Origin of the sequence: Streptomyces sp. NBC_00466, from assembly GCF_041433995.1 — a bacterium.
GTDB lineage: Bacteria > Actinomycetota > Actinomycetes > Streptomycetales > Streptomycetaceae > Streptomyces.
In genome coordinates this window covers 2,703,653-2,725,910 of sequence record NZ_CP107896.1, presented here as the reverse complement: position 1 = coordinate 2,725,910, position 22,258 = coordinate 2,703,653, and the positions used below count along the sequence as shown (strand labels likewise).

Below are 22,258 nucleotides of genomic sequence, written 5' to 3'. Positions count from 1 at the left end.
AGGCCGTCCCACGTGAACGCATCAGCAGAATCCCGCCCCGCGCGGCTCACCGTCGGCGTGGTCGGAGCGGGCCGGGTGGGCCCCGCGCTCGCCGCCGCGCTCCAGCTCGCCGGGCACCGCCCGGTCGCCGCGTCCGGTGTCTCCGACGCATCCGTCCGCAGGGCCGCCGTCCTGCTCCCCGACGTCCCCCTGGTCACCCCGGCCGAGGTGCTGGCCCGCGCCGAGCTGGTCCTGCTGACCGTGCCGGACGACGCGTTGCCCGCGCTGGTGGAGGGCCTGGCCGAGACCGGCGCGGTCCGGCCGGGACAGCTCCTGGTCCATACGTCGGGCCGGTTCGGCACCGGAGTGCTCGATCCCGCCCTGCGCGCCGGAGCCCTGCCCCTCGCGCTGCACCCGGCGATGACCTTCACCGGAACCTCCGTGGACGTCCAGCGGCTGGCCGGCTGCTCCTTCGGCGTGACCGCCCCCGACGAGCTGCGGCTCGCCGCCGAAGCGCTGGTCATCGAGATGGGCGGCGAGCCCGAGTGGATCTCGGAGGAGTCCCGTCCGCTCTACCACGCGGCGCTTGCCCTCGGTGCCAACCACCTGGTCACCCTGGTCGCCCAGTCGATGGAGCTGCTGCGTACGGCGGGGGTCTCGGCCCCCGACCGGATGCTCGGGCCGCTCCTCGGCGCCGCCCTCGACAACGCCCTCAGGTCCGGCGACGCCGCGCTGACCGGGCCGGTCGCCCGGGGCGACGCGGGTACGGTCGCGGCGCACGTCGAGGAGTTGCGCAAGCACGCACCGCAGGCCGTCGCCGGCTATCTCGCGATGGCTCGTACGACGGCGGACCGCGCTCTCGCGCACGGACTGCTCAAGCCGGAACTGGCCGAGGACCTGCTGGGAGTCCTCGCGGACGGAGAGACGCGATGACCACGACCGCGCTGCTGCACACGGCCGCCGGACTGCACGCCCCTCCCGGTGACGCACCCCGCGCCGTCGTCATGACCATGGGCGCCCTGCACGAGGGCCACGCCACCCTCGTCCGGGCAGCCAGGGAGCAGGTGGGCGAGGCCGGGCAGGTCGTCGTGACGGTCTTCGTCAACCCGCTGCAGTTCGGCGCGGGTGAAGACCTCGACCGCTACCCGCGCACCCTCGAAGCGGATCTCGCCATCGCCGAACTGGCGGGCGCGGACGCCGTCTTCGCGCCCTCGGCCGACGAGGTCTACCCGGGCGGTGAGCCCCAGGTCCGGATCGCGGCGGGCCCGATGGGGGAGCGCTTCGAAGGCGCGGCGCGCCCCGGCCACTTCGACGGGATGCTCACCGTCGTCGCCAAACTCCTGCACCTGACCCGCCCCGATGTCGCGCTGTTCGGGCAGAAGGACGCCCAACAGCTCGCCCTGGTACGGCGGATGGCGCGCGATCTCAACTTCCCGGTCGGGATCGTCGGCGTACCTACGGTGCGGGAGCCGGACGGGCTGGCGATGTCCAGCCGCAACCGCTTCCTCTCCACCGCGGACCGAGCCACCGCGCTGGCCCTGTCCCGCGCCCTGTTCGCGGGCCGTGACGCCCTCACCGGCGCAGGACCCGCTGCCCCCGCCACCCCCGCGGCCGTGCGCGCCGCAGCGCGGGCCGTCCTCGACGGGGCGGCGCTCTCCCCGGACTACCTGTCCCTGATCGACCCGTCCGACTTCACCGAGGCCACCGAAGGCCACCGGGGCGAAGCCGTACTCGCGGTCGCCGCCCGGGTGGGTACGACGCGTCTGATCGACAACATCCCGCTGACCTTCGGGGAACCACAGTGACCGGAACCGGAATACGCCTGCACGCCCCCGCCCCCGGCTGGGAGATCGACGCGGACGTCGTGATCGTCGGATCCGGAGTGGCCGGACTGACCACCGCGCTGCGCTGCACCACGGCAGGGCTGCGCACCGTCGTCGTGACCAAGGCCCGCCTCGACGACGGCTCGACCCGCTGGGCCCAGGGCGGCATCGCGGCGGCGCTCGGCGAGGGCGACACCCCCGGGCAGCACCTCGACGACACGCTGGTCGCGGGGGCCGGGCTCTGCGACGAGGCGGCGGTCCGCACCCTGGTGACGGAGGGCCCCGACGCCGTACGCAGGCTCATCGCGACCGGCGCGCGGTTCGACACCGACGAGACCGGCGGGATCGCGCTCACCCGGGAGGGCGGCCACCACCGCCGCCGCATCGCGCACGCGGGCGGCGACGCCACCGGCGCCGAGATCTCCCGCGCCCTGGTCGACGCGGTCCGCGCGGCCGCGCTGCGCACCGTGGAGAACGCCCTGGTCCTCGACCTGATCACCGACGCCGAAGGCCGTACGGCGGGTGTCACCCTGCACGTCATGGGGGAGGGCCGGCACGACGGCGTCGGCGCGGTCCGCGCACCCGCGGTGGTGCTCGCCACCGGCGGCATGGGCCAGATCTTCTCGGCGACCACCAACCCGGCCGTCTCCACCGGCGACGGCGTGGCCCTGGCACTCCGGGCGGGCGCCGAGGTCTCCGACCTGGAGTTCGTCCAGTTCCACCCCACGGTGCTCTTCCTCGGCGCGGGCGCCGAGGGCCAGCAGCCGCTGGTCTCCGAGGCGGTACGGGGCGAGGGCGCCCATCTCGTCGACGCCGACGGGGTCCGCTTCATGACCGGCCAGCACGAGCTGGCCGAGCTGGCCCCCCGCGACATCGTGGCGAAGGCCATCACCCGCCGGATGCAGGAGCACGGCACCGAGCACATGTATCTGGACGCCCGGCACTTCGGCGCCGAGATGTGGGAGCAGCGCTTCCCGACGATCCTCGCCGCCTGCCGCAGCCACGGCATCGACCCGGTGACCGAGCCGGTCCCGGTCGCGCCGGCCGCGCACTACGCGTCCGGCGGTGTCCGCACCGACCTGCACGGCCGTACGACCGTCCCCGGCCTGTACGCCTGCGGTGAGGTCGCCTGCACCGGCGTGCACGGCGCGAACCGGCTCGCGTCCAACTCCCTCCTGGAGGGCCTGGTCTTCGCCGAGCGCATCGCCGACGACATCGTCACAGCGGGCGCCGGCGTGCGCGCCGCGGCGGCCGTACCCCGGAATGAGCAGGAGCCCGGCACGCTCCCGCTGCTCCCGCCCGAGGCCCGGCTCCGTATCCAGCGCATCATGACGGCGGGCGCCGGGGTCATCCGCTCCGCGGAGAGCCTCGCCGGCGCGGCCGGTCAGCTTGAGGCGATCCGCGCCGAAGCGGAGGCACAGGCGGCGGCCGAGGCCGTGGCCGTGGCGGCGGCAGGCGCCGCCATGGACGCGGCAGCGGCGGGAGCCCCGGAAGCCCTGCCCGCCGTCGCCCTGAAGCCCGCCGAACCGGGCGTCGAGGCATGGGAGGCGACCAACCTCCTCTGCGTCGCCCGCGTCCTCACCGCAGCGGCGCAGCGCCGCGAGGAGACCCGCGGCTGCCACTGGCGCGAGGACCACGCGGACCGCGACGACACCGGCTGGCGCCGCCATCTCGTCGTACGGCTGCGCCCCGACCGTTCGCTCGCCGTGCACACCACGGACAGCGCCGACTTCCCCCCGACCCTCCCTCAGCGTCCCCAGGAGCAGTGACCGTGACCACCCCAGACCTCCCCCTCCACCAGATCGGCGACGATGCCGTGAGCGCCGAGCCGGCGGGCGGCTGCGGCGACGCGTGCGCCTGCGGCGACGGCTACGACGACTCCGACCCGATGGAGTGCGGTCTCGACCCCGCGCTCGCCGGGCTGCTGGCCGCTTCGGGGCTCGACCCGGTGCTGGTCGAGGACATCGCGCACCTCGCCATCGACGAGGACCTCGACGGGGGCGTGGACGTGACGAGCGTCGCGACCGTCCCCGCCGGCGCCGTCGCCACCGGTGACTTCACCGCGCGCGAGGCCGGTACGGTCGCGGGCCTGCGGGTCGCCGAAGCGGTGCTCTCCATCGTCTGCACCGAGGCCTTCGAGGTCGAGCGGCACGTCGAGGACGGCGCGCGCGTCGCCGCCGGCCAGAAGCTGCTCTCGGTCACCACCCGCACCCGCGACCTGCTGACCGCCGAGCGCAGCGCCCTGAACCTGCTGTGCCGCCTCTCCGGCATCGCGACCGCCACCCGCGCGTGGGCCGACGTACTCGAAGGCACCGGCGCCAGGGTCCGCGACACCCGTAAGACCACACCGGGGCTGCGCGCCCTGGAGAAGTACGCGGTGCGCTGCGGCGACGGGGTCAACCACCGGATGTCCCTCTCCGACGCGGCCCTGGTCAAGGACAACCACGTGGTCGCGGCCGGCGGCGTCGCCGAGGCGTTCAAGCTCGTACGCGCCGAATTCCCCGACCTCGCCATCGAGGTCGAGGTGGACACCCTCGCCCAGGTCACCGAGGTCCTGGACGCGGGCGCCGACCTGATCCTGCTGGACAACTTCACGCCGGAGCAGACCGCGGAGGCCGTCGCACTCGTCGGCGGCCGTGCCCTCCTGGAGTCCTCGGGCCGGCTCACCCTGGATTCGGCCCGCGCCTACGCGGAGACGGGCGTCGACTACCTCGCGGTCGGCGGGCTCACGCACTCGTCGCCGATCCTCGACATCGGTCTCGACCTGCGCGAGGCGGAGTAACCCATGCTGCTCACCATCGACGTCGGCAACACCCACACCGTCCTCGGCCTGTTCGACGGCGAGGAGATCGTGGAGCACTGGCGCATCTCCACCGACGCCCGCCGCACCGCCGACGAACTCGCCGTACTCCTCCAGGGCCTGATGGGGATGCACCCGCTGCTGGGCCGCGGACTCGGCGACGGCATCGAGGGGATCGCGGTCTGCTCGACCGTCCCCTCCGTCCTGCACGAACTGCGCGAGGTGACCCGCCGCTACTACGGCGACGTCCCGGCCGTCCTGGTCGAGCCCGGCATCAGGACGGGCGTCCCGATCCTGGTGGACAACCCGAAGGAGGTCGGCGCGGACCGCATCATCAACGCGGTCGCCGCCGTCGAGCTCTACGGCGGCCCCGCCGTCGTCGTCGACTTCGGTACGGCGACGACCTTCGACGCGGTGTCGGCGCGCGGCGAGTACACGGGCGGTGTCATCGCCCCCGGCATCGAGATCTCGGTCGAGGCGCTCGGCGTGAAGGGCGCCCAGCTCCGCAAGATCGAGCTGGCCCGCCCGCGCAGCGTGATCGGCAAGAACACCGTGGAGGCGATGCAGTCCGGCATCATCTACGGCTTCGCAGGCCAGGTCGACGGGGTGGTGAACCGGATGGCCCGCGAACTCGCCGACGACCCGGCGGACGTCACGGTCATCGCCACCGGCGGTCTCGCCCCGATGGTGCTCAGCGAGGCCACGGTCATCGACGAGCACGAGCCGTGGCTGACGCTGGTCGGGCTGCGTCTGGTGTACGAGCGGAACGTCGCCCGGCTGTGACCCGGTAGCCGCACGGAGCCGCCACCGGTCCATGGCGCGGGGGCGGTACGGCGGGGTGACCGTGCCGACCGTGCGGCGCGGCGGGGGCGACGTACCCCCGCCGTACCCGCACCCCGCCGCGCCGCCACCAGTCCATTAAGCGGATATTGTCCCTTTAGTACGTATCGTCGTTCCATGCCCACGCCCTACGGATCCCGAGGCGGCATGGCCTTCAGCGCGGATGAGCTGCGTGTGCTCCGACGCGCCCTTGCCATCGCCCTCAACCCGACCCCCGTCGCAGAAGAGGACGTCCAGGACTGTCTGCGTCTCGCCGAGTCCGTGGACGAGACCATCGCCGAGGCGGGCAGGCTGCGCGCCTTCCTCCTCGCCGACCTCGCCCGCTACCGCGACGCACTCCCCGGTGCGGCCGTCAGCTACACGGAGCTGCTCCAGGACGCCCTGGCCGCCGGCTACGACCCCCGCCCCGAGGACCTCGCCGCCCTGCGCGCCCTGCGCGGCGCACCGTCCGGCGACGCCCTGCTGAGGCGCTGCCGGGCACTGGCCGAGCAGTCGGTACGCGCCCGGCTCGCGGGCCGCGCCGTCACCCCCGGCCCGCGCACCCGGCTGCTCGCGCTGCCCGGCGGCCGTACGTCGAACGACCCGGACCAGCCGAAGCGCCCGGCCCCGGTCAAGGAGCCGGTCAGGCCCCGCCCGGCCCCCAAGCCGTCCGAGGTCTTCCCGCCACGCCGGAAGCCCGCGGCGCCCCCGTCTCAGCACTCGCTGACCGGCTAGCTACTCTGTCCGTATGGACTACGTTTCCGCGCTTGTGCCCCCCGTGGTGATGGCCGTGTTCTTCACGATCGTCGTGAGAACGATCGTGAAGACCCAGGGCGGCCCGAACAAGGCCAAGGAAGACGCGGCCGTGGACGCGGCGCTCGCCCGCGCCGAGGCCGCGGTCCAGCCGACGGGCGGCAGCACCGCCTGACCGTGTCTGTGCTCGTCTGTGCTCGGAGGGTGTACGGCATTTCATGCCGTACACCCTTTTCTGCGTTTTCTGAGGTTTCTGTGCAAATAACCAGCTATTCGTGACATCTCGCACTATGGTGCAGATGTGCCCCGTCAATTGGGAGAGCTGGAAGACGCCGTGATGTCACGGGTCTGGGAGTGGAACCGCCCGGTCACTGTCAGGGAAGTCCTGGAAGACCTCGAACGCGACCGGACCATCGCCTACACCACCGTGATGACCGTATTGGACAATCTCCATCAGAAGGGCTGGGTGCGCCGGGAAGTGGACGGCCGCGCCTATCGATATACGGCGGTCTCCACCCGCGCCGCCTACTCGGCCGCACTGATGAACGAAGCCTGGTCCACGAGTGACAACTCCGCGGCCGCCCTTGTCGCCTTCTTCGGCATGATGTCCTCCGAGCAGCGCGATGCACTCCGTGATGCTTTGCGCATCGTTCAGGGGGATGCGGACCGCGATGACCGTGAGGGAGACGCAGGGCGATAACGTCTTGCACATGCCAGGTACGCGAGCAAAAGCCCTCACCGTCCGCAGAGCCAGGACCAGCGATGTGCCGGCGGTGCGCGGACTCCTGGATGCGTACGTGCGCGAGCGGATCCTGCTCGACAAAGCGACGGTGACGCTTTACGAGTCCATCCAGGAGTTCTGGGTCGCGGAACGCGACGACGACGCGAAGGTCGTCGGCTGCGGCGCACTCCATGTGATGTGGGAAGACCTCGCAGAAGTGCGCACTCTCGCGGTGGACCGCGAGTTCAAGGGCGCCGGAGTAGGCCACCAGGTCCTCGACAAGCTGTTGCAGACGGCGCGGTGGATCGGGGTGCGCCGGGTATTCTGCCTCACCTTCGAAGTCGACTTCTTCGCGAAGCACGGCTTCACCGAGATCGGTGAGACTCCTGTCGACGGAGATGTCTACAGCGAGCTGCTGCGTTCCTATGACGAGGGAGTCGCCGAGTTCCTGGGTCTCGAACGGGTGAAGCCGAACACCTTGGGCAACAGTCGGATGCTTCTGCACCTGTGAGGGTCACTTCTGATCGGAACCCTATGTCCGAATCGCGCATGTTTCCCGTGTTCTTGCACTCCTGAACCTCTGCCGGGGGTTTGTGTTTTCCAGGGAAAAGCGGTTTCCTTTCCGCGTACTGAATTTTTCGATGAAAGGAAATCCAGTGGCACAGAAGGTTCAGGTCCTTCTTGTCGATGACCTCGACGGCGGCGAGGCGGACGAGACCGTGACGTTCGCTCTGGATGGCAAGTCTTACGAGATCGACCTCACCACCGCCAACGCGGACAAGCTCCGTACGCTGCTGGAGCCGTACGCCAAGGGCGGCCGGCGCACCGGTGGCCGTGGCGCGGGCGGCCGCGGCAAGGCCCGTATCGCTGTCGGCGGCAACAAGGACACCGCCGAGATCCGTAAGTGGGCCAAGGAGAACGGTTACAACGTGAATGACCGCGGCCGTGTGCCCGCGGACATCCGTGAGGCCTACGAGAAGGCCAACGGCTGATTTCCGGGAGGTCCGGGGTTCGCACCCCGGACAACCGCAGTCCCGGCCCCGGGGGGCGCCCCCCGGAAAGCCGCAGCGATACGCACCATCCGGGCCCGGTGACATTCCGTCGCCGCCGCGTCCACGAGCCGCACCAGGTCGGGAGCGCCGCCCCGCTTCCCGAACCGGCTGAACACCGGCAGGGCCTGCTCCACATCGCGCCCCGGCCCGGGGGGTCGCAACCAGCGAGCGGCCCCCTGCGCGCCGCGCAGTCCTGGAGGCACGGGAGCCCCGATCAGGCCGCCCGCGCCGACGGCGGTCAGATCCAGTGCGATCCCGCCCCACTCCAGCCAGTCGAGCAGCCCCGGCAGCTCGTCGGCGCTGCCCGCCGCCACCAGCAGCCGCACCCGGGAGCCGTCCAGCGCCACCGGTCCCGTGACGGGCGTCCTGCGCAGCAGCGCGAACCCGGCGTCGGACGGCAGGTCGAGTACGTCGAAACGCAGCCCGGTCAGCAGCCGGACCGGCGGCCCCGCCAGCGCGGCCCAGCCCAGCCGGGACTCGTACCAGCGCAGGGTGCTGTCGGTGCCGGGACTTCCGGTGATGGCGCTTCCGGTGCCGGCGCGCGTGCTGTCGGCCGGTGCGCGGGGGGACGGAACGGTGCAGGCCATGTCTGAGCAACTCCCGGAGCACGCCGGGGTTACGGAACGCCGCTGTTTGATTGCGTTCTGTTGATGGACAAGGGGCGTGCGGACGTGTTCAGGGGCGCCCGGATGTTCGCCCGTAGCTGAGGGGAACCGTCGCGCGCCGCATGGAGTGTCAGTGTCTGCGGGTAAGACATACCTAGTGGGGAGGGGCGACACGCGGTTCAGGCGGTCTCACGTTCGCCATCGGCGTACTGGAGACAGGGGTATCTGCCTGGCCTGCGGGAACATCGTCTCGCACCATCGGGTTGGAGCAGTTGTCGGCTGTTCGGGCCGGAGGCCATGGACGGGTGTCGGCAGTTGGAATGAGCTGTCCCGCCCCGCGGGACTAGCATGCGGAAGGACTGGGAGGGGACCGACCCCTCGCTGCCCGACCGCTCTGAGGAGCGATTAACGATGTTCGAGAGGTTCACCGACCGCGCGCGGCGGGTTGTCGTCCTGGCTCAGGAAGAAGCCCGGATGCTCAACCACAACTACATCGGCACCGAGCACATCCTCCTGGGCCTTATCCATGAGGGTGAGGGTGTCGCCGCTAAGGCCCTGGAGAGCCTCGGGATTTCGCTCGAGGCGGTCCGCCAGCAGGTGGAGGAGATCATCGGCCAGGGGCAGCAGGCCCCGTCCGGGCACATCCCCTTCACCCCTCGTGCCAAGAAGGTCCTGGAGCTGTCGCTCCGGGAGGCTCTTCAGCTCGGCCACAACTACATCGGTACGGAGCACATCCTGCTCGGCCTGATCCGCGAGGGCGAGGGCGTCGCAGCCCAGGTCCTCGTGAAGCTGGGCGCCGATCTGAACCGGGTACGGCAGCAGGTCATCCAGCTGCTCTCCGGCTACCAGGGCAAGGAGACCGCCGCCGCAGGCGGTCCCGCCGAGGGCACGCCCTCGACCTCGCTCGTCCTGGACCAGTTCGGCCGCAACCTCACCCAGGCCGCCCGCGAATCCAAGCTCGACCCGGTCATCGGGCGCGAGAAGGAGATCGAGCGGGTCATGCAGGTGCTGTCCCGCCGCACCAAGAACAACCCGGTCCTCATCGGCGAGCCCGGTGTCGGAAAGACGGCGGTCGTCGAAGGACTGGCGCAGGCCATCGTCAAGGGCGAGGTGCCCGAGACCCTCAAGGACAAGCACCTCTACACCCTCGACCTCGGCGCGCTCGTCGCCGGTTCCCGCTACCGCGGTGACTTCGAGGAGCGGCTGAAGAAGGTCCTCAAGGAGATCCGCACCCGCGGCGACATCATCCTGTTCATCGACGAGCTCCACACCCTGGTGGGTGCGGGCGCCGCCGAGGGCGCGATCGACGCGGCTTCGATCCTGAAGCCGATGCTCGCCCGTGGAGAGCTCCAGACCATCGGTGCCACCACGCTCGACGAGTACCGCAAGCACCTGGAGAAGGACGCGGCCCTCGAGCGCCGCTTCCAGCCGATCCAGGTGGCGGAGCCCTCCCTCCCGCACACCATCGAGATCCTCAAGGGACTCCGGGACCGCTACGAGGCCCACCACCGTGTCTCCATCACGGACGAGGCCCTGGTCCAGGCCGCCACCCTGGCCGACCGGTACATCTCGGACCGCTTCCTGCCGGACAAGGCGATCGACCTGATCGACGAGGCCGGCTCCCGGATGCGTATCCGCCGGATGACCGCGCCGCCGGACCTCCGCGAGTTCGACGAGAAGATCGCGAACGTCCGCCGCGACAAGGAGTCGGCCATCGACTCCCAGGACTTCGAGAAGGCAGCTTCGCTCCGCGACAAGGAGAAGCAGCTGCTGGCCGCGAAGACCAAGCGGGAGAAGGAGTGGAAGGCCGGCGACATGGATGTCGTCGCCGAGGTCGACGGCGAGCTGATCGCCGAGGTCCTGGCCACGGCCACCGGCATCCCGGTCTTCAAGCTCACCGAGGAGGAGTCCTCGCGGCTGCTGCGCATGGAGGACGAGCTCCACAAGCGCGTCATCGGGCAGAAGGACGCCATCAAGGCCCTGTCGCAGGCGATCCGCCGTACGCGTGCCGGCCTGAAGGACCCGAAGCGCCCCGGTGGCTCGTTCATCTTCGCCGGCCCGTCCGGTGTCGGTAAGACCGAGCTCTCCAAGACGCTCGCCGAATTCCTCTTCGGCGACGAGGACGCACTGATCTCCCTCGACATGTCGGAGTTCAGCGAGAAGCACACGGTTTCCCGTCTCTTCGGTTCTCCCCCCGGATACGTGGGTTACGAAGAGGGCGGCCAGCTCACCGAGAAGGTGCGCAGGAAGCCGTTCTCGGTCGTTCTCTTCGACGAGGTCGAGAAGGCCCACCCCGATATCTTCAATTCCCTGCTCCAGATTCTGGAAGACGGTCGGCTGACCGACTCCCAGGGCCGGGTCGTGGACTTCAAGAACACGGTCATCATCATGACGACCAACCTCGGGACCCGGGACATCTCCAAGGGCTTCAACCTGGGCTTCGCGGCCCAGGGCGACGTCAAGACCGGATACGACCGGATGAAGGCCAAGGTCAACGAGGAGCTGAAGCAGCACTTCCGCCCCGAGTTCCTGAACCGTGTCGACGACACGGTGGTCTTCCACCAGCTGACCGAGGAAGACATCATCCAGATCGTCGACCTCATGATCGAGAAGGTCGACGAGCGGCTGCGCGACCGGGACATGGGCCTGGAGCTCAGCCCGGACGCCAAGGCGCTCCTCGCCAAGCACGGCTACGACCCGGTCATGGGCGCGCGTCCGCTGCGGCGCACGATCCAGCGCGAGATCGAGGACATCCTCTCCGAGAAGATCCTCTTCGGTGAGCTGCGCCCCGGTCACATCGTGGTCGTCGGTGTCGAGGGCGAGGGTGAGGAGAAGAAGTTCACCTTCCGCGGCGAGGAGAAGTCGGCTCTGCCCGACGCCCCGCCGATCGAGCAGGCGGCCGGTGGCTCCGGCCCGAACATGACGAAGGACGTCTGACGCTGATGCGTTGAGCGGCCCGAGCAGCGAAAGGGCGGCCCCGGAACCGATGACCGGTTCCGGGGCCGCCCTTTCCGCGTCACCGTCGGCCCCGCACGTGCCCGGGCCGTTGCCGCCCGCGGCTCACGCCTTCATGAACTCCCGCAGATCCGCGGTGAGCCGGTCCGCGTGAGTGGCGTACAGGCCGTGCCCGCCGTTCTCGTAGATCCGCAGTTCGCACTCCGGGATCAGTGCGGCCGAGCGGTGCCCGGTGAGGCCGATCGGCGTCGAGGCGTCGTGCGTCCCGTGGACCACCAGCGCCGGGACGTCGAGCGCGGACATCTCCGGGACGAGGTCCAGCGTGACGACGAGGTCGCACATGGCAGCCGTGGCGCGCAGGGTCGCTCCGGCGCAGCGGGCTGCCAGATGGTTCATGTACGCGTCGGAGAGGCGGCTCTCCGGACGCTGGTTCTCGGAGAGCTGCAGAGCGAAGAAGGCGTTCATCCCGTCCGCGATGAACGCGTACCGGTCCCGGCGGATCGCCTCGTTGCCTCTCTCCACGGCCGCCGGGTCCACCCCGTCGGGATGGTTGGCGGTACGCACGAGCCCCGGCGCCAGTCCCGCCACCAGCGCCAGCCGTGCCACCCGCCCGCTGCCGTGCCGGGTCAGATACCGGATGGCCTCGGCCGCGCCGAGCGAGTGCCCGACGAGAGTGACGTCCGTCAGACCGAGATGGTCCAGGAGCGATCCGACGTCGTCGGCGAGCGTGTCGAGATCGAACCCGCCCCACACGTCGTCGGACCGGCCGTGTCCGCGCCGGTCGAGGCCGACGCAGCGGTAGCCGTCGGCGGCCAGCGGGAGCATCTGGCGTTCCCACATCTCCGTACCGAAGTACGCGCTGTTGATGAAGACGACGGTCCGGTGCGCCTCTCGGTCCCCGTAGTCGGTGTAGTGGAGCCGGGTGCCATCGGTGGTGGTGGTGAAGTACGGCATCGGGTGCCTCCCCCTGTGGGTCCGGGCTGCGGTGCTTGCGCCATGAGCCTGCCGGAGGCGCCGCTCCGGGGCGATTACGCCGGAGGTAATGGCTGCCGGGACCGCCGCCGAAGGTCCCGAAACGGACAGGCGTTGGTACCTCGCCGGTGACATGGGCCACAGGGGTGTTCTGGCCTACTAGCAGGCATAGGGGATGCGGCGCCGACGGCCGCCGGGTCTTCCGGACCGGGCTGTCCGGGACTTTCGGCCCCCGGTGCGCACGGCCTGCGCGGGGCCGATCCCTGCCCCGCCGAACTGGGCTCAAACGTCTCCACAGGGAGCGAAACGCCTGGACGCGCGGGGGCCGGGCCGCCTGATCCGGAGGGACTTTTCCCGCGCTTTCCCTACGACACAATGTCGTAGATGGGCGTTTTGGGTGCTACGCGGAATGGGTTACCAATGAGTGGTCCGCCCGACCTGTTCGGTTGGGTCCACTTACGTACGGAGTCCCACGTATGCAGAAGCACACCACGTCCCACGTGTCCCGCCGGTCCCCGCTTCGCACCCGCGCTGCGGTCGTAGCCGCCGGGCTCGGAGTGTCGGTCGCGCTGGGAGCCGGGGTCGCGGTCGCTGCCGACGCACACCCGGCCACCGCCTCCGCAGGCACCCCGAACGTCGCGACCGCCCTCGCCCACCAGGCAAGTGCCCAGGCGAAGGCCGCGGAGCACACCGCCAAGACGGCGAAGGTGACCAAGGCCGACAAGGCCGCCCAGGCGAAGAAGGCCGCCAACGCGTGGGTCTCGCCCGTCGCGCACCCCGTGATCGGTGAGCCCTTCGGCGAGGCCGGCCACATGTGGTCCCACAAGCACTCGGGCCAGGACTTCGTCGTCCCGACCGGCACGCCGGTCATGGCCGTGCACGGCGGCACCGTCGTGAAGGCCGGCCCCAACGGCGGCGGCGACGGTCCGGCCTACGGCAACGCGATCGAGATCAAGCACAGCGACAACACGTACTCGCAGTACGCGCACCTGTCGCAGATCGACGTCCAGATAGGCCAGACCGTGAAGACCGGTGAGGTCATCGCCAAGTCCGGTGCGACCGGCAACGTGACCGGGCCGCACCTGCACTTCGAGATCCGCACGGGCCCGAACTACGGCTCGGGCTACAACCCGATGCCGTTCCTGAAGGCCCACGGCATCAAGTTCTGACCGGCCCGGTCGGAGCCTGACGCCCCACGGCCCCATCCAGATGGGCCTGGGTCATGAGTTCGGTGGCGACCTCGAGGACAGCCTTGCGCTTCTCCTCGGGGTCGCCTTCGGCGTCCCGCAGCGCGAACGATCCCGCGTGCATGGTGAACAGCGCGCTGAAGCAGCGGACCTGGTCGGTCAGTGACGCGTCGGGCGCTCTGACCAGGTCGAGCAGGACCAGCATCCGGTCCTTGAAGTTCTCGCCGACGCTCAGCTCCCGTACCGTCCCCTGGTTCTCCTGCATGAAGCGGAAGAGCGGGGCCGCGCCGCTGAGCGCTTCGCTGTAGCGGCGCAGGACCTCCTTCTTCGTCTCCAGGCTGCGGGGCTGGTTCTGGCCCCACGCGATGACCTCGTCGATGGGTGTCGCGAGGTCGTGGAAGAGACTGATGAGGATGTCTTCCTTGGTCTTGAAGTGGTAGTAGAGCGCCGCCTTGGTGACATCGAGCTTCTCGGCGATCTCCCGGAGCGAGGTCTTCTCGTATCCCTGCTCGACGAAGAGCTCCAGCGCGACATCCTGGATCCGCTGGCGGGTGTTTCCTCTGCTGCCCATGGTGCTCTCCCGCGATACTTACTTGACGCCCGGCTAGTACAAGGCTACCTTCTCCCGGTGTAATCAAACTAGCCGGGCGGCAAGTAAGTTTCGGACCGGGCCCGGCAGGTTCAGGGGAGTGGTGGGGTACGTGTCGGAAACCGCAGAACTGACGAGATCGGAATCGGGGGGCAGAACCGAGCCCCAGCCGCGCAGTGTCCGGGTGGTGCTGTTCGCGCTGATGATCGCGATGCTGCTCGCGATGCTCGACAACATGATCGTGAACACCGCGATGCCGACCATCGTCGGCGAGCTGGGCGGACTGGCACACCTGTCCTGGGTGGTGACGGCGTACACGCTGGCGACTGCGGCGTCCACGCCCATCTGGGGCAAGGTCGGCGACATGTACGGGCGCAAGGGCGCCTTCCTCGCCTCCATCGTGATCTTCCTGATCGGCTCCGCGCTGAGCGGTATGGCACAGGACATGAGCCAGCTCATCGGTTTCCGGGCGATCCAGGGCCTCGGCGCCGGCGGTCTGATGGTCGGCGTCATGGCGATCATCGGCGACCTGATTCCGCCGCGTGAGCGCGGCAAGTACCAGGGCATGATGGCCGGCGTCATGGCCGTCGCGATGATCGGCGGTCCGCTCGTCGGCGGTGCCATCACCGACCACCTCGGCTGGCGCTGGACCTTCTACATCAACCTCCCGCTGGGCGCGGTCGCGCTCGCCATGGTCACGACCGTGCTGCACCTGCCCAAGAAGCGGTCCCGGGGGCGGATCGACTATCTCGGTACGGCGCTGCTCACCATCGGCATCGTCTCGATCGTGCTGGTCACCACCTGGGGCGGTACGCAGTACGCCTGGGGCTCGGCCGTCGTCATGGAGCTCATCTTCATCGGCATCGCCGCCCTGATCGGCTTCGTCTTCTGGGAGACCAAGGCCGCCGAACCGATCGTGCCGCTGCACATCTTCCGCAGCCGCAACTTCACGCTGATGTCCGTCATCGGCTTCCTGACCGGCTTCGTGATGTTCGGCGCGATGCTCTTCCTGCCGCTGTTCCAGCAGTCGGTGCAGGGCGCGTCCGCGACCAACTCCGGTCTGCTGCTGATGCCCATGCTGCTGGCGATGATGGCCGTCTCGCTCGTCGCCGGCCGGGTCACCACCAACACCGGCAAGTACAAGGTCTTCCCGATCGCGGGCGGCGCCCTGATGGTCGTCGGGCTGTACCTGCTGTCCACGATGGACGTCCACACCACCCGGCTGACGACCGGCATCTACATGGCCGTGGTCGGCGCCGGCATGGGCTTCCTGATGCAGATCACCATGCTGGTCGCGCAGAACAGCGTGGAGATGAAGGACATGGGCGTCGCCTCGTCCTCGACCACCCTCTTCCGTACGCTCGGCTCCTCCTTCGGCGTCTCGATCATGGGCGCGCTGTTCACCAGCAAGGTGCAGGACGAGATGACCGCGCGGATGGGCAAGGGCGCCTCGCTCCCCTCGGCGCAGCTGGACGCGGCGAGCCTGGCGAAGCTGCCGGAGAAGGCCCGGGACGCGTACCAGTACGCGGTCGCCGCCGGTACCCACGGCGGATTCCTGCTGGGCGCCGTCGCCGGACTCGCGGTCATCGCCGCTGCGGTCTTCGTCAAGGAAGTGGCCCTGCGCGGCGGCCCGGCCGACGCCGTCCCGGTGCAGGAGCCGTAGGACGGGCGCGGTGTGTACGAGTGGGCCCCGGACGCGCGATGCGTCCGGGGCCCACTCCGTACGCGGACAGGCACGGCCGCAGCCGCCGCTACGGGGTTACGAGGGCCGGGTCAGGGCGCGGAAGCTTCCGGTGACGGTCGGCGCGTGTTCCGGGAGCCAGAGCACCGCGATGGCGCCGCCCGTCTCCTTCGCCCCCTCCGGTGCCGCGTTGCGGAACGTCAGCCGCGCCCCGAGCACCTTGGCCTGCCCGGCCGCGATCGTCAGCCCCAGACCGTGCCCGACGCCCGCCCGGTCGCTGCTGCCCGTACGGAAGCGGCTCGGCCCGTCCCGCAGCAGTGTGTCCGGGAACCCGGGCCCGTGGTCGCGCACCCGCACCACCCGGCCCTCGACCGTGACCTCCACCGGCGTACCGCCGTGCTTGGCCGCGTTGCCGAGGAGATTGCCGAGGATCCGCTCCAGGCGCCGCGGATCGGTGTTGACCCACGACTCGTGCACCACCCGGACCTGCGCGTCCGGCGCCATGATCGTCACCCGGCGGCTGACGAACTCGCCCAGCGCGATCTCCTGGAGCTCGGCCCGCTCGGACGCGCTGTCCAGCCTGGCCACCTCCAGTACGTCCTCGACCAGGGTCCGCAGCGCCTGCGCCCGGTTGCGTACCAGCTCGGTCGGCCGGCCGGGCGGCAGCAGCTCCGCGGCCGTCAGCAGCCCGGTCACCGGCGTACGCAGCTCGTGCGCGATATCGGCGGTGACCCGGCGCTCGGCCTCCACCCGCTCCTGCAGGGTGTCGGTCATCGCGTCCACGGCGCGGGCCAGCTCGTCCGTCTCGTCCCGTACGAAACCGCCGATGGCGGCCCGCACCCGGACGTCCGTGCCACCCTGCGCCACCTTGGTCGCGGCCGCGGCCGCCTTGCGCAGCCGCCGCGAGAGCTGGCCGCCGATCAGCACACCCAGCGCGCTGCCCCCGAGCACCACCGAGACCGAGCCGATGATCAGCGCCCGGTCGAGGTCCTGCAGTACGGAGGCGCTGCTGCTGTAACGGCTGTGCAGTGAGAGCACGTCGCCGTCGGCGAGCGGGGCGGCCGCCCAGACGTCGGGGATCCCGTTGGCGTGCTCGACGACCAGGGTGGAGATCCGGTTCTCGGCGGCCCGGTGCAGCAGCTCCCTGGGCAGGCTCGGGTCGTTGATCTTGGAGCCGAGCTGCGGCTGCTGCTGCTGTTGCTTCTTCGACTCGACGAGCCGCAGGGCGAACTGGAGCCGGACGACCTGGGTGTCCCGTGCGTTGTCGAGCATGGAGACACGGGCCGCGTTGTGGACGACGAGGCTGAGCGCGACAGCGATGAGCGCGCCGACCCCGGCGATGGCGATGCTGATCTTCCACCGGACGCCGGTGCGCAGGGCTAGGTGCTTCATGCCTTCAGCTTGTATCCGAAGCCGCGGACCGTTTCGATCCGGTCCTGTCCGATCTTTGTCCGCAGCCGCTGCACATGGACGTCCACGACCCGGGTGTCACCGCCCCAGCCGTAGTCCCAGACCCGCTCCAGCAGCTTGTCGCGGGAGAGCACGGTGCCCGGCGCCGACGAGAACTCCAGGAGCAGCCGCATCTCGGTCGGGGTCAGCGCCACATGGGTGCCGTCCCTGCGCACCTCCATGCCCTCCGTGTCGACCTCGATGTCACCGAAGGCCAGCACCCCGCGCTCGTCCGGCTCGGCGCCGCTGTCCGTACCGGCGCCGCTGGCATGTCCGAACCGGCGGAGAACGGCCCGGATACGGGCCACCAGGACCGCACCGTCGAACGGCTTCGTCACGTAGTCGTCGGCCCCCGCCTCCAGCCCCAGCACCACATCGATCGAGTCGGCGCGGGCCGACAGCATGATCACCGGGACGGTCGACTGGTCACGGATCCGGCGGCACAGGGAGACCCCGTCGAGCCCCGGCAGCATGACGTCGAGCAGGGCGATGTCGGGCTGGTTGGTCCGGAACGCTTCGAGCCCGGAGAGCCCGTCCGGCATCGCGGTGACACGGAAACCGTCCCGTTCCAGCGCGAGCTGCGTCGCTTCGCGGATCACGTCGTCGTCCTCGACGAAGAGGACATGGGTCTCGGCCATCCCGCTGCTCTCTCAGTTGCCGGTGGGGCTGGTGGTGGCGGGGTCCCCGCCGGTGTCGCCGTCAGTGTCCCCGTCACCGACCGCCCGGCTGAAGTCGGTGTGCACGGCGTCGGTCTGCGCGAACTTGTCGTTCGTCCAGTGGTAGGTGATGACGTCCTCGCTCGACGCGTACGACATCGAGTCGCCCTTCGCGTACTGCTGCTTCGTCACGACGAGATCGCCCCGGTCGACCTCGGAGTAGACGGGCGCGGCCTCCGAAGCGAAGACGTTCTTGTACGAGCCGCCCTTCGCGCGGTAGACGTACGTGGCGACCCCCACCGCACTGCGGCACGTCATCACGTTCACCACGACATCGGCGACGTCACCGTTGGTCAGCCGCGCGTACGAGACGTCGACCGGGTAGTCGCTGCCCGAGCACGGCTTCAGGTCGCGCTTGACCGCCGAGCTGACCTTCGGGTCCTGCTTCAGGAGCGCCACCGGGTCCACCCGCTCGCCCGGCTTGGTCGCGGCCGCCGAACCGGGATCCTTCGTGGGCTCGACCGCGGGGACCGAATGGGCCGCCCCTTCGTCACGTGTACCCGTACCGCCCGAGTCGCAGCCCGCCACGAACAGGCCGACGACGGCGAGCCCGGCCACCGCCGTGACGCTCGCCGCCAGAGTGCCCCTTCTGGTTCGGGCCGAACCTGACCCGGCCACCGGGCCCGGGCCGTCCCCGTACCCGGGGCCTCCGGGACCGTCCTCCGGGTCCTCTGTCAGGCCGCGCACCGCTCCCGCCCCATCTCTTGTTCCCCACGGATCAGCGCACGCGCGTCGATGTCGCGGCTCTCCAGTTCCTGCCGGAGCCGCGCAAGGGCCCGGTGCAGTGTGCTCTTCACCGTACCGGCCGACATGCCGAGTGCGGCAGCCGTCTCCTCGGTGCTCATCTGCTCCCAGTGTCGCAGGACGACCACACTGCGCTGCTTGGGAGCGAGCACCTTCAGGATGTCCATCAGCAGCGCCCGGTCGGCGTGCTGCTCCGTGCCGTCCTCGACGCTCGCGTCGGGCAGCTGCTCGGTGGGGACCTCCTCCAGCCTGCGGGCGCGCCACCACTCCGTACGGGTGTTGATCATGACGCGGCGGAGGTAGGCGTCGGCCAGCGACTTGTCGGCGATGCCCTCCCAGCGGCGGTAGGTGCGCGCCAGGGCGGTCTGCAGCAGGTCCTGGGCGTCGACAGGGTCGGGCACCAGCCGGCGGGCGCTCCGCAGCAGGGCGTCCTGCCTGGTGCGTACGTACTCCTCGAATTCGAGCACCTCACCGTGCGCCATACCCAACCGCCTCCGTCGTTCCCCGTGTTCAAGCTGCTCTGTGGTCTGTCCACGAAGCTACGGAGGCGTTGTCACGGAGCTGTGCGTACCAGCCGTCGGCATCCGCACGGCTGCCCATCGATTGTGTAACGGCGATGAGGTTTAAAACGGGAACAGGCGGATCCGGGTGAGCGGATCAGGTCAGCGGGAGCCGGTAGACCCCGCCCGCCAGCGGCTCGACCAGCCCGTCGGCGACCAGCCCGTCCAGCGCCCTGGCCCGCTGTACGGGCTCGTGCCACACCGCGTCGAGCTGCGACTGCGGTACGGGAGCCGAGGTGTCCCGCAGCACCGCGAGCAGCTTGCCGCGCACCTGGCGGTCCGTACCGGCGTACGTCTGGCCGCGCCGCGCCGCACCCGTGTGCGCCGGTTTGCCGGCCAGCCGCCAGGCGCACTGCCCGGCGATGGGGCAGCGCCCGCACTCGGGGCTCTTGGCCGTGCAGACCAGAGCGCCCAGCTCCATGGAGGCCGCGGCCCAGCGCGCCGCGGTGGTCTCGTCGTCGGGGAGCAGGGCGCGGGCGAGCTTGCGCTCGGCGGCCGTGGTGGCGTTCGGCGGGTACTCGACACCGCTGACCGCACGGGCGAAGACCCGCCGCACATTGGTGTCCAGGACCGCGTGGCGCCGCCCGTACGCGAAGGACGCGACGGCCGCCGCCGTGTACTCGCCGATACCCGGCAGCGAGATCAGCTGCCCGTGCTCGGACGGCACCTCGCCGCCGTGCCGCTCCGTGATGGCCTGGGCCGCTCCGTGCAGACGCAGGGCGCGGCGCGGATATCCGAGCCTGCCCCAGGCACGGACCGCCTCACCGGGGGCCTCGGCCGCCAGATCGGCCGGGCGCGGCCAGCGGGCCAGCCACTGTTCGTACACCGGCAGCACCCGTACGACAGGGGTCTGCTGGAGCATGAACTCGCTGACCATGACCCCCCAGGCGCCCGCCTCGGGGCGGCGCCAGGGCAGATCGCGGGCGTTCGCGCCGAACCAGGTGATGACGGAGGAGTGCAGGCCGGCGGCGGCGCCCGGGTCCGGCAGACCGGCGGAGTCCGCAGCGGACGCGGCGGGGGCCGGGGACGCGGCGGCGGGAGCGGATACCGGAGGCGTAGAAGCCGTAGAAGCCGTAGAAGCCGTAGAAGGCGTCGGAGTCGTCGGAGTCGTCGGAGTCGTCGGAGACGTCGAAGTATCAGTGGTTGCAGTCATGGCACATCCGATCCTCTCAGTTAGGGGCACCCGGCCCCACGAACCATGCCGCCGCGCTGATGTCGCTCGACCGCACCGTCTCCACCAGCGACCGTACGGGCCGGGTCAGCCCCTCGATGACGAGCAGCCCGATCAGCGCGCCGAGCAGCAGCCCGACGATCACGTCATGCGGATAGTGCACACCGACGAAGACCCGTGAGAAGGCCATCAGCACCGCGACCGGCACGGTCAGCCAGACCAGCCGCACCATGGCGATGGAGAGGCCGACCGCCGCGGCGGCCGCGATGATCGAGTGATTGCTGGGGAAGGACCAGTCGCCGGGCGCCGGGCAGTCGATCAGCGGTTTCATCGCCCCGGCCACGGCCCGGCACGGGCGCTCCTCGTGGATCACCGACTTGAGCACTTCACTGAGGACGTACGCGATGGCGGTCCCCAGCGGGGCGATCAGCGCCAGAGCCATCGCCTGCGCGGACGCCGTACGCGCCCGCCACCACACGAAGACGAACAGCACGGCGAAGAGCAGCAGTCCGCCCTCGGTCCACAGCTCCATCAGCTGCTGCACCCAGGAGGGCGTGGAGTGCGCGAATTCGACGATGTTTCGGTAGAGCTCGGAAGAACTGTCCATGGTGACGGACAGTATGGATCATCCCGGAGCGGTGACCACGAGCGATCTTGCCTGCCCTGTGCGGCCCGTGCGGGGGGCATCGGGCGTGGTCTGCGGAATGATGATCCGTAAAAGTTGCACGGACGGCGGCGGGTGGGGCCTGAGTTGGGTCTGATCTCTCGTACAGTTTGCGCCGTGGGATCTATGCGCAATCCGGTCGGGCCGCTTCCCTCCTCCATCTACTGGCGACGGAGGGCAGTAGCGGCGACTCTGGTTGCGCTGCTCGCCCTTCTCGTCGTGTGGATGGTGACATCGGGCGGCGGCGGAAAGCACGGCAGTTCGGGCGCGAAGGGGGCCGGTCCCGCCCCGTCGATCACCCCCGGCCCTTCCGGATCGGGCCCCGCGATCAGTCAAGCCCCGGGCGGGACCGGCGGTTCGGGCAGTTCAGGCGGATCGGGCTCGTCCTCCGGTTCGGACGCGGGTTCCGGCTCGGGTTCCGGATCGGGCGGTTCCGACGGCGCGGGCAGTGGGTCCGGCGGTACGGACTCGGGCAGCGGGTCCGGAGCCAACGGCACGGGCGGGAGCGGTGGTTCGGGGGCGGACGCCGCGGGCGTCGGCGACGGCCGGCGGGTCCCTGCGGGCTCCAGCCTCCCCGACTGCACTGCCGGCGCGGTCCAGTTGACGCTGCACAACCCCAAGAACAGCTACCCCCCGGGCGAGAAGCTGAAGTTCGACCTGATCGCCAAGAACACCTCGGGGACGGCCTGCAAGGTCGACTTCGGCCCGAAGGCCACAGTGCTCACGATCACGTCGACCACGGACGACCATGCCGTCTGGTCGTCCAAGGACTGCCCGGTGGACGGCGGTTCCCTGCTCCTCCAGGTACCGGCCAACAGCACCATCAAGCACACGGTGGAATGGGACCGCAAGAAGTCGGCCCCGAAGTGCACGAAGCCGGGCCCGCAGACGGCGGGGGCCGGCACCTACCTGGTCGAGGCCAAGGCCCCGGGAATGCCGGTGAAGCAGACTTCGGTGGTCCTGACGAAGGACTGACGGACCGGGAAAGCCGGCGGGGGAGACTGCGGAGCGGGGTCCG

General features: G+C 70.3%; 23 protein-coding genes. 14 read left to right on the top strand and 9 right to left on the bottom strand.

All coding sequences use genetic code 11. The annotated features are described in order from the left end of the window. Nucleotides 1-12: 12 nt before the first annotated feature. The 10 genes from OG210_RS12025 (at nt 13) to OG210_RS11980 (ending at nt 7,887) form a co-directional block, all read left to right on the top strand. A complete protein-coding gene (locus OG210_RS12025) occupies nt 13-912 on the top strand; it encodes a DUF2520 domain-containing protein (RefSeq protein ID WP_328329730.1) in 900 nt (299 codons plus the stop codon). Beyond that, the gene (gene panC, locus OG210_RS12020; RefSeq protein ID WP_328329732.1) at nt 909-1,784 is read left to right on the top strand and encodes a pantoate--beta-alanine ligase; all 876 of its coding nucleotides are present in this window, start codon (nt 909-911) and stop codon (nt 1,782-1,784) included. The genes OG210_RS12025 and panC overlap by 4 nt, the downstream gene beginning before the upstream one ends. Then, nucleotides 1,781-3,571, top strand: a complete 1,791-nt coding sequence (locus tag OG210_RS12015) for an L-aspartate oxidase (RefSeq protein ID WP_328329734.1) — start codon at nt 1,781-1,783, stop codon at nt 3,569-3,571. The genes panC and OG210_RS12015 overlap by 4 nt, the downstream gene beginning before the upstream one ends. Nucleotides 3,572-3,573: 2 nt before the next feature. After that, nucleotides 3,574-4,584, top strand: coding sequence for a carboxylating nicotinate-nucleotide diphosphorylase (nadC, locus tag OG210_RS12010; protein ID WP_328329736.1), 1,011 nt, complete (start codon nt 3,574-3,576; stop codon nt 4,582-4,584). 3 nt (nt 4,585-4,587) lie between these two features. Further along, nucleotides 4,588-5,385: a type III pantothenate kinase gene (locus tag OG210_RS12005; protein ID WP_328329739.1), complete on the top strand. Its 798-nt coding sequence runs from the start codon at nt 4,588-4,590 to the stop codon at nt 5,383-5,385. Between the two features lie 204 nt (nt 5,386-5,589). Then, nucleotides 5,590-6,156, top strand: coding sequence for a hypothetical protein (locus OG210_RS12000; RefSeq protein WP_328335555.1), 567 nt, complete (start codon nt 5,590-5,592; stop codon nt 6,154-6,156). A 13-nt stretch (nt 6,157-6,169) separates the two neighbouring features. After that, complete coding sequence (locus OG210_RS11995) at nt 6,170-6,349, top strand: hypothetical protein (protein ID WP_328329741.1); 180 nt, start codon at nt 6,170-6,172, stop codon at nt 6,347-6,349. 126 nt (nt 6,350-6,475) lie between these two features. Beyond that, nucleotides 6,476-6,874 (top strand): BlaI/MecI/CopY family transcriptional regulator, encoded by a 399-nt coding sequence (locus OG210_RS11990; protein ID WP_266854666.1) that lies wholly within the window; start codon nt 6,476-6,478, stop codon nt 6,872-6,874. Between the two features lie 10 nt (nt 6,875-6,884). After that, nucleotides 6,885-7,406, top strand: a complete 522-nt coding sequence (locus tag OG210_RS11985; RefSeq protein WP_327296071.1) for an amino-acid N-acetyltransferase — start codon at nt 6,885-6,887, stop codon at nt 7,404-7,406. A gap of 145 nt (nt 7,407-7,551) precedes the next feature. Beyond that, the gene (locus tag OG210_RS11980) at nt 7,552-7,887 is read left to right on the top strand and encodes an Lsr2 family protein (protein ID WP_328329742.1); all 336 of its coding nucleotides are present in this window, start codon (nt 7,552-7,554) and stop codon (nt 7,885-7,887) included. Here OG210_RS11980 and OG210_RS11975 read toward each other — a convergent pair. Then, entirely contained in the window at nt 7,866-8,534 is a 669-nt protein-coding gene (locus OG210_RS11975) for an SCO3374 family protein (protein WP_328329743.1), read from the bottom strand. The two genes, OG210_RS11980 and OG210_RS11975, sit on opposite strands and share 22 nt — an antisense overlap. Before the next feature lie 429 nt (nt 8,535-8,963). Between OG210_RS11975 and OG210_RS11970 the strand changes: the two genes are divergently transcribed. Further along, entirely contained in the window at nt 8,964-11,489 is a 2,526-nt protein-coding gene (locus OG210_RS11970) for an ATP-dependent Clp protease ATP-binding subunit (RefSeq protein WP_328335556.1), read from the top strand. A 123-nt stretch (nt 11,490-11,612) separates the two neighbouring features. On the opposite strand, the gene OG210_RS11965 is transcribed toward OG210_RS11970, so the two are convergent. Continuing rightward, nucleotides 11,613-12,461, bottom strand: a complete 849-nt coding sequence (locus tag OG210_RS11965) for an alpha/beta hydrolase (protein WP_328329745.1) — start codon at nt 12,459-12,461, stop codon at nt 11,613-11,615. Nucleotides 12,462-12,955: 494 nt separating this feature from the next. Between OG210_RS11965 and OG210_RS11960 the strand changes: the two genes are divergently transcribed. Then, a complete protein-coding gene (locus OG210_RS11960; protein ID WP_328329747.1) occupies nt 12,956-13,648 on the top strand; it encodes a M23 family metallopeptidase in 693 nt (230 codons plus the stop codon). Here the strand turns inward: OG210_RS11960 and OG210_RS11955 are convergent. Continuing rightward, nucleotides 13,638-14,237 carry a helix-turn-helix domain-containing protein gene (locus OG210_RS11955; protein ID WP_328329749.1) on the bottom strand — a complete coding sequence of 200 codons (600 nt, stop codon included), beginning with the start codon at nt 14,235-14,237 and terminating at the stop codon, nt 13,638-13,640. The two genes, OG210_RS11960 and OG210_RS11955, sit on opposite strands and share 11 nt — an antisense overlap. Nucleotides 14,238-14,367: 130 nt before the next feature. Between OG210_RS11955 and OG210_RS11950 the strand changes: the two genes are divergently transcribed. Continuing rightward, nucleotides 14,368-15,918 (top strand): MDR family MFS transporter, encoded by a 1,551-nt coding sequence (locus OG210_RS11950; RefSeq protein ID WP_328329751.1) that lies wholly within the window; start codon nt 14,368-14,370, stop codon nt 15,916-15,918. A gap of 96 nt (nt 15,919-16,014) precedes the next feature. Here the strand turns inward: OG210_RS11950 and cseC are convergent, their stop codons facing one another. From cseC to OG210_RS11920, 6 genes are all read right to left on the bottom strand, one after another. After that, entirely contained in the window at nt 16,015-17,328 is a 1,314-nt protein-coding gene (gene cseC, locus OG210_RS11945) for a two-component system sensor histidine kinase CseC (protein ID WP_328329753.1), read from the bottom strand. Then, entirely contained in the window at nt 17,325-18,023 is a 699-nt protein-coding gene (gene cseB / locus OG210_RS11940) for a two-component system response regulator CseB (RefSeq protein WP_328329755.1), read from the bottom strand. Before cseB ends, cseC begins: the two co-directional genes overlap by 4 nt. Nucleotides 18,024-18,035: 12 nt before the next feature. After that, nucleotides 18,036-18,659: a hypothetical protein gene (locus OG210_RS11935; RefSeq protein ID WP_328329757.1), complete on the bottom strand. Its 624-nt coding sequence runs from the start codon at nt 18,657-18,659 to the stop codon at nt 18,036-18,038. 116 nt (nt 18,660-18,775) lie between these two features. Then, nucleotides 18,776-19,327: a SigE family RNA polymerase sigma factor gene (locus OG210_RS11930; protein WP_266854649.1), complete on the bottom strand. Its 552-nt coding sequence runs from the start codon at nt 19,325-19,327 to the stop codon at nt 18,776-18,778. A gap of 175 nt (nt 19,328-19,502) precedes the next feature. Further along, on the bottom strand, nt 19,503-20,558 hold the full coding sequence (locus OG210_RS11925; protein WP_371536249.1) for an A/G-specific adenine glycosylase: 1,056 nt from the start codon (nt 20,556-20,558) through the stop codon (nt 19,503-19,505). 16 nt (nt 20,559-20,574) lie between these two features. Then, a complete protein-coding gene (locus OG210_RS11920; protein WP_328329762.1) occupies nt 20,575-21,183 on the bottom strand; it encodes a phosphatase PAP2 family protein in 609 nt (202 codons plus the stop codon). A 183-nt stretch (nt 21,184-21,366) separates the two neighbouring features. Between OG210_RS11920 and OG210_RS11915 the strand changes: the two genes are divergently transcribed. Continuing rightward, complete coding sequence (locus OG210_RS11915) at nt 21,367-22,215, top strand: hypothetical protein (protein WP_328335557.1); 849 nt, start codon at nt 21,367-21,369, stop codon at nt 22,213-22,215. Nucleotides 22,216-22,258: the final 43 nt, after the last annotated feature.